Genomic DNA, 7,605 nt, shown 5'->3' with positions numbered 1-7,605 from the left:
ACAGCTGACAGGCAACCCAAATAAACTTCATTATCCAAAACAGGAAAATGAGAATAGGTGTTTTCAGCAAAAAAATCCTGAATATCGGCTACGGATTCCGTAGTAGAAAATGGTTTAAAATCGTTATTGATATATTCAGAAAGTTGTCTCATGTATTCTTTTCTTTTAGCGACTGCAAAATAATCAAATTTTACGATATGATGACTTAGTTTTACTTTGTATTTTTGTGGTGATAAAAAAATTGACACGAATACACGAATATTTTTTTGACTTTTTTTTAGTTTAAAAGCAAAGTCATTTTTAATAAATAAGAAAGTTTTCTTTTTATATTAATAAGAATTAAATTCATTCGTGTATTCGTGGCTAAGAAAAATTAAACATGACAAAATTAAGCGTAAACATCAATAAAATAGCCACTTTAAGAAATGCCCGTGGTGGGAATGTTCCTGATTTATTGCAGGTTGCCAAAGACATTCAGCAATTTGGTGCACAGGGAATAACAATTCATCCAAGACCGGATGAAAGACATATTCGCTATCAGGACGCGCGCGATTTGAAACCGATTGTTTACACCGAATTCAATATAGAAGGCAATCCGCAGCACAATTTTATCGATTTGGTTTTAGAATGTAAACCCGAACAAGTGACTTTGGTTCCCGATGCAATTGGAGCGATAACGTCTTCTGCGGGTTGGGATACGATTAAAAATCAATCTTATTTGACCGAAGTAATTCAGGAATTTCAACGCAACGGAATCAGAACTTCAATCTTTGTTGATCCAATTCTGGAAATGATTGAAGGCGCGAAAAAAACTGGAACAGACCGAATCGAATTATACACCGAAGCATTTGCGCATCAATATGGTTTGGGAAATCAAAGTGCCATCGAGCCTTACACAAAATCAGCTGTTTTATGTAGCGAATTAGGTTTGGGAATAAATGCCGGACACGATTTGAGTTTGGATAACATCAAATTTTTTAAAGATAACATTCCGGGATTATTAGAAGTTTCTATTGGACACGCCCTGATTTCAGAAGCTTTGTATCTTGGCTTGGACAATGTCGTTAATATGTATTTGCAAAAACTGAAATAAAACTCTGCGAATCTCTTTTTTTTCTCTGTGAAACTCTGTGAAATAAAAATATGTTAAACTCAAGAATAGAAGGCGAAGGCAAGCCACTTTTAATCATTCACGGTTTTCTCGGAATGTCCGACAATTGGAAATCATTTGGAGCGCTTTATGCCGCCGAAGGTTTTCAGGTTCACATGATAGATTTGAGAAATCATGGCAAAAGTTTTCATTCAGACGAATTTAATTATACCGTAATGTCAAATGACATTTTGGAATATTGCCAACATTATAATTTGACTAATGTTTCTATAATTGGTCATTCGATGGGCGGAAAAGTAGCGATGCTTTTTGCAACAACTTATCCCGAAATGGTTGAAAAATTAATCGTTGCCGATATCGGCCCAAGATATTATGCACCACATCATGATGATATTTTGGCTGGTTTGAATGCCGTTGATTTTTCAACAAAACCTGACAGAACACAAGTCGAAGAAATTCTCTATCCTTTTATTCCCGATTTTGGCACACGCCAATTTTTGATGAAAAATCTATATTGGGTTGAACCGGGACAACTAGCTTTCCGATTTAATCTTCCGGTTTTTAATGCCCAAATCGAAACTATTGGCGAAGCTTTGCCCGAAGGAAATCATTTTGACAAACCAACGATGTTTATCCGCGGCGGAAATTCCAGCTATATTTTAGACAGCGAATTACCCGAAATAAAAAAACATTTTCCTAATATTGAACTCGCAACAATTCCGAATGTTGGTCATTGGCTTCATGCCGAAAACCCGAAATTGTTTTTTGAGGAAACAGCCAAATTTTTAAAATAGCTTATGAAGTTTTTTGTTCACATTGTTAGTTTTATTTCCATTTTGAATTTTAGTTTTACTAATTTCAAAAAGGAAAATCTTGATTCGTTGATAATTAAGGTTTATAAAAAAGATAATAAAACTTTTATCAAATCTGATTTTGTTCAATATCTAACAGGAGATAGAGCAATCGAAGCAGCAAAAAAATCTGGTGAAGCTGATTTTATAATTAAAAATGGAAAAAAAGTGTATGCTGTCCCAAATGACTATTTTATTGTAAATGAAAATAAAAAAATCAGAACTTTTGAATTGGATAAAAAAGTTGAGAATTTCTTCTCAAGAAGCCACGAAGGAGTATATACTTTAACAATAGAAAACAATAAAGTAATCAAAATCAAAGAAATATTTATACCATAAACTTATGAAACTACTACTTAGAATACTTATCACCGCGGCCTTAGTAATGGGAATTTCTTATCTAATGAAAGGCGTAATCGTTGACGAATTCACAACAGCATTAACCGTTGCCATCGTTCTAGGTTTGCTCAATTTTTTTGTAAAACCAATATTGGTTTTGTTAACGTTGCCAATAACTTTCTTTACATTAGGCTTGTTTCTATTAGTCATCAACACTATAATCATTGAGCTTTGCGACTATTTTATAGACGGTTTCAGCATAAGATCGTTTTGGACGGCGATGATATTTAGCATCATCCTGTCGCTTTCGCAATCTTTGGTTTTCCAAATCACAGGCGAAACAAAAAAATAGAGTATAAATCAATAAAGCAAAAACTTGGTTGGGTTGCAGAAATTTTATAATTTTGCAACCCAATTTTAGTATGTAAAAAACACAAGAAATGAACATCACAAGAAATAATGTAGACGCATTAAATGCTGTAGTTACTGTAGAAGTATCAAAATCGGATTATGCAGAAAAAGTAAATAAAGTATTGGCTGATTACCGCAAAAACGCAGCAATTTCTGGTTTCAGAAAAGGAACAGTGCCAATGAGCTTAATCCAAAAACAATACGGAAAAGCTATTTTATTAGAAGAAGTAAACAAATTGTTGCAGGACAATCTGAACAGATATTTAGCTCAGGAAAAATTAGATATTCTTGGAAATCCACTTCCAAAAGTAACCGAAGAATTCAATTGGGACATGGAAGATTACAAATTCGAATTCGAATTAGGTTTAGCACCGGAATTCTCTGTTGATTTGTCAGCCAAAAACAATTTGGTACAATACAAAATCGTTGCTGACGATAAAATGTTGAACGACCAGATTGCAAGAATCCAAAAACAATACGGAAAACTATTAGCAAAAGATACCGTGGAAGAAGGTGACGATGTTTCAGGATTTTTTACAAACGAAGAAAAAGGAATCAACAACAGAACAACGATTTCATTAGATACATTTGCTGATAAGAAAACAGCAAAAAGCTTTATAGGTAAAAAAGTTGGCGATGTAGTTACATTAAAAACTAAAGGTTTGTTCGATGACGATCACAAATTAATGGATGTTTTGGCAATTGGTCATGATGATGTTCACGGTTTGGATATCGAAGTTACATTCACAATTGATGAAGTTGTAGGTCACGAACCGGCAAACTTAGATCAGGAATTATTCGATAAATTATTCGGGCCAAAAGTGATTACTTCTGTAGCCGAATTGAAAGCAAAAATCAAAGAAGACGCAGAGAAACAATTCGAGCAACAGGCAGATCAAAAATTCCTGAACGATGTGACTGAATCTTTAATTGCCAATACAAAATTCGATTTACCAGCTTCATTCTTAAAAAAATGGATACAATCTGCTGGTGAAAATCCACTTTCGGCTGACGAAGCAGAAGCAGAATACACAAAATCTGAAAACGGTTTGCGTTACCAATTAATTGAAGGGAAAGTAATGGCAGAAAATAACCTGCAAATCACTTTCGAAGATTTGAAAAGCTATACTTCTGAAGTTATCAAAAAGCAAATGGCACAATTCGGGCAAATGAATCCAACCGATGAAGATGTTCAGGGAATTGTAGCTCGTGTGATGTCAAATCAAGACGAAGTGAAACGTTTGTCTGAGCAGGTAATGAACGAAAAAATGCTAAACTTGTTTAAAGACAAAGTAAAAGCAAAAACAAAAGAGGTTTCTTATGACGATTTCATCAAAGCTATGTATGGTGAATTAAAACATTAAAATTATCTAATAATTATTATATTTGAGCGTCAAAGTAATTTGGCGCTTTTTTAGTTCAATTCTTCATGTAATTTAGGTCTCGAGCATAAATTCAATTGTTCATAATTAACGGATATTTATATTACATAAGTTTGAATCTTATAGTTTTGATTCTTAAATTCGCAAATATGAAAAAATCTTTAGTCGATTTATTTGCGGGATGTGGCGGTTTAAGTCTGGGTTTAGAACAAGCGGGATTTTCTCCTGTTTTTGTAAATGAAATTAATCCTGTTTTTTGTGAGACATATATTTACAATCATAATATTCCAAAAGAAAATTATTTTATAGGGGACATTAATGAATTGAACTCTAATTTATTGAATTACAAAGAGTTATTTGAAAATATTGATATTGTTTGTGGTGGACCACCATGTCAAGGATTTTCGATGGCGAATAGACAAAGAATTATTGATGACCCCAGAAATAATTTGTATAAAGCTTATTTGAATTTTCTTAAAGAAGTCAAGCCTAAATTTTTTGTGATGGAAAATGTAAAAGGTATGTCTAAAAAGATAGATGAAATTTCAGAAGATATTCAAGTTTATTTAGGGGATGAATATACATTCTCATATTCTCTGTTAAATGCAAAAAATTTTGGAGTTCCTCAAAACAGAGAACGCTTTTTTATTATTGGGAATAGGATTGGAGTAGATGTAAAAGAAATTTTTAAGGATATTTTAAACGATAAAAATAATGTTGGTTTTACATTGAAGGAAGCAATTGGGGATTTGCCAAAATTAAAACCAAATCAAATAAAAAATAATACTTCAATTGAAAACAAAGATTGTGGTTTTAAGGAGGTGGATTATGAATATAAAAACACATCATTCTATAAATTTATTAATAATAATAGGCAGATAAATAAGTTATATAATCATAAAAACAGATATAATAACGATCGAGACACTAAAATATTTGAGCTTTTGCCGCAAGGAGAAAACTCTTTGCATTCATCAATTTCAGATATAATGCCATACAAATCTAGAAATCATATTTTTAAAGACAAGTATTTTAAATTGAAAGAAAATGATGTGTGTAAGACTATAACTTCACATATGAAGTATGATTGTAACATGTACATACATCCTAATCAAGCAAGAGGACTTACTCCAAGAGAGGCGGCAAGGATTCAAACTTTCCCTGATGATTATGTGTTTAGAGGAAGCCAAAATAATTGGTACGCACAAATTGGAAATGCTGTTCCGGTAAAATTAGCAGAAGTAATAGGTAAACATATAATAAAACATTTATAATGAAACACGTTGAGCTTTTTGCAGGTATTGGTGGATTTAGAAATGCAATTGACCTTTTAGGAAAAGATTTCAATTTTCCAACACAGTGTGTAGGATTTTCGGAAATTGACCAATATGCCACAAAGACTTATTCAGCAAACTATGACGTTTCGAATGAAATCGAAATAGGTGATATTGTTGAATTTACTTCTCAAAAAAAGAACATACAAAATCTCCCAAAATTCGATATGATTACAGGAGGCTTCCCTTGTCAATCATTTAGTATGATGGGCAAACAAAATGGATTTAATGACGTAAGAGGGAATGTTTTTTTTCATATTATTGACATCGTTAAAGAAAAAAAGCCAAAATTTATTTTACTTGAGAATGTTAAAAATTTAAAAACACACGATAAAGGAAATACCCTTAGGGTAATACTTCAAGAGATAAAAGATGCGGGTTATAATAATGTTTTTTATGATGTTTTTAATACTCAAAATTTCGGTTTAGCTCAAAAGAGGAACAGACTGTTCATTTTTGCAACATCTGAAAAACTTCCTGATGATTTTTGTTTTGATGAAAAAACAATTTTAAATAACTTTAATCAAATAGAGAAGCCTACCTCCATAATTAGACATTCGTCAGTATTAGATATATTAGATAAAAATGCTGAAAAGAAATATTATTTATCTGAGACATTAAAGCCCACAATTTTGGCAGATGGGTCTAAAAATTTCAAATCAAATTCAGAAATAAATCAAATGATAGCAAGACCATTAACGGCTTCAATGGTTAAAATGCATAGAGCTTGTCAAGATAATTATTATAGTGATGATTTTATTGCCAGTAAAAACCCTGTAAAATATTTAGAAAAAAAATTCACTAAAGATGAGTTAGCCAAACACAGTATAAGGAAATTAACTCCAAGAGAAGCTTTTCTATTACAAGGATTTAATGAGAAGTTTGTAGAAAAAGCAATTGAAAAAGGGATAAGTAACCATCAATTATATAAACAAGCAGGAAATGCAGTTAGTGTTAATACAGTTTATGCGGTTCTTCATTATTTATTAATAACAAATAACCTAAAAAAATATGTTTTTTAGAGCACACAATGAAGGGAAAATAGGTTATAAAAAACTAACTAACGCTGACTTGGGAAAATCTACAGGTAATACAACTCATATTGGATTATTTGGAGATATATTAACTTATTTGCCAGATAGAGATTTTGAAGATACAGCAATGTTTATTTATAATGGAAAAGCCGAGCCTCTTGGGTTTTCATTCGATAGAATTGAAAATCCAGATGGCTCTTTTAGAAGCCCGAAAATAAAAAAAGGAGGGAAAAATATTGTATCTGTTGTTACATTTATTCAAGACATTGTAAAAAATGAAGATGATAATCTTAATTGGTTTTTAATTTGGTTTGGATTAGAAAGTGAAGAAGTTGTTTTTTACCTTTTTAACAATGAGTCAGAAGATTTTTCAGAAATTTCAAAAAGTATCGATTTAAACAAAGGAAATGTTAAAGGAAGAGTTGATTCATCAGAACATAGATTTAATTTTTTAGTTACATACTTGGAAAACATTGTTAATCAAAACAATATTGACACTATAAAAGAATTAGAAATAGTTTCTCAAGTTGGCTCTTCTAAGAAATATAGAGCATTTGATATAGAAAAAGCAAATAAAAACTTTAGTGAAATTGGACGTTTTGGAGAAGAATTAGTTAACGAATATTTAGAAAAACAAAAGACAAAAGGATTTATTTTCAACTATTCTTGGGTAAATAGAGATAAAGAAACAGGGCTTCCATACGACTTTACAATTCAGCACAATAATCAAAATATTATTTATATAGATGTAAAATCAACGTCTTTCAAATTTGATCAACCTATGATTTTTAGTAATCAAGAAATAGATTTTATATGTGTCACTCCTTATCATCAAATTTTTAGAGTTTATGGATTATCCGAAGAATGTAAATCTTTAAGAATCTGTGAAAACAGTAAAAATTTTATTCCGAAATTAAACCCAAGTATTAATACCTTTAAAAGTAATCTTCAACAATTTCAAGTAAATTTGCTCTCAGCTAAGTTTGCTCTTAAACCCACAATTGATGATTTGAAATTTAATTCTGAAGTGAAATTTTAAGAAATAGTACTGATTTAACGACACATTGTCACAAATAAATAAAAGGCACAACCTTTGACTAACCAAAACAGAAATTTATAACTCATAACTCTTAATTCATAACT

General features: G+C 31.2%; 8 protein-coding genes and 1 pseudogene. 8 read left to right on the top strand and 1 reads right to left on the bottom strand.

Annotated features, from left to right (window positions below; translation table 11 throughout):
- Nucleotides 1-248, bottom strand: a pseudogene (locus ABIQ27_RS07660) (hypothetical protein); the annotation flags it as partial.
- A 131-nt stretch (nucleotides 249-379) separates the two neighbouring features.
- Here ABIQ27_RS07660 and ABIQ27_RS07655 point away from each other — a divergent pair.
- The 8 genes from ABIQ27_RS07655 (at nucleotide 380) to ABIQ27_RS07620 (ending at nucleotide 7,501) form a co-directional block, all read left to right on the top strand.
- A complete protein-coding gene (locus ABIQ27_RS07655) occupies nucleotides 380-1,093 on the top strand; it encodes a pyridoxine 5'-phosphate synthase (protein ID WP_348033227.1) in 714 nt (237 codons plus the stop codon).
- A 50-nt stretch (nucleotides 1,094-1,143) separates the two neighbouring features.
- Nucleotides 1,144-1,905 carry an alpha/beta fold hydrolase gene (locus ABIQ27_RS07650; RefSeq protein ID WP_348033225.1) on the top strand — a complete coding sequence of 254 codons (762 nt, stop codon included), beginning with the start codon at nucleotides 1,144-1,146 and terminating at the stop codon, nucleotides 1,903-1,905.
- 3 nt (nucleotides 1,906-1,908) lie between these two features.
- Nucleotides 1,909-2,301 (top strand): hypothetical protein, encoded by a 393-nt coding sequence (locus ABIQ27_RS07645; protein ID WP_348033223.1) that lies wholly within the window; start codon nucleotides 1,909-1,911, stop codon nucleotides 2,299-2,301.
- A gap of 4 nt (nucleotides 2,302-2,305) precedes the next feature.
- Nucleotides 2,306-2,653: a phage holin family protein gene (locus ABIQ27_RS07640; protein ID WP_348033221.1), complete on the top strand. Its 348-nt coding sequence runs from the start codon at nucleotides 2,306-2,308 to the stop codon at nucleotides 2,651-2,653.
- Between the two features lie 88 nt (nucleotides 2,654-2,741).
- Complete coding sequence (tig, locus tag ABIQ27_RS07635; RefSeq protein ID WP_348033219.1) at nucleotides 2,742-4,076, top strand: trigger factor; 1,335 nt, start codon at nucleotides 2,742-2,744, stop codon at nucleotides 4,074-4,076.
- A 167-nt stretch (nucleotides 4,077-4,243) separates the two neighbouring features.
- Nucleotides 4,244-5,368, top strand: a complete 1,125-nt coding sequence (locus ABIQ27_RS07630) for a DNA cytosine methyltransferase (protein ID WP_348033217.1) — start codon at nucleotides 4,244-4,246, stop codon at nucleotides 5,366-5,368.
- Complete coding sequence (dcm, locus tag ABIQ27_RS07625) at nucleotides 5,368-6,450, top strand: DNA (cytosine-5-)-methyltransferase (protein WP_348033215.1); 1,083 nt, start codon at nucleotides 5,368-5,370, stop codon at nucleotides 6,448-6,450. The genes ABIQ27_RS07630 and dcm overlap by 1 nt, the downstream gene beginning before the upstream one ends.
- Nucleotides 6,440-7,501, top strand: a complete 1,062-nt coding sequence (locus ABIQ27_RS07620; protein ID WP_348033213.1) for a DUF3883 domain-containing protein — start codon at nucleotides 6,440-6,442, stop codon at nucleotides 7,499-7,501. Before dcm ends, ABIQ27_RS07620 begins: the two co-directional genes overlap by 11 nt.
- Nucleotides 7,502-7,605: the final 104 nt, after the last annotated feature.

It is taken from the genome of Flavobacterium sp., assembly GCF_039916025.1.
Lineage (GTDB): Bacteria > Bacteroidota > Bacteroidia > Flavobacteriales > Flavobacteriaceae > Flavobacterium.
Note: the sequence above shows the minus strand (reverse complement) of the source record. Positions and strands in the feature narration are given on the sequence as shown.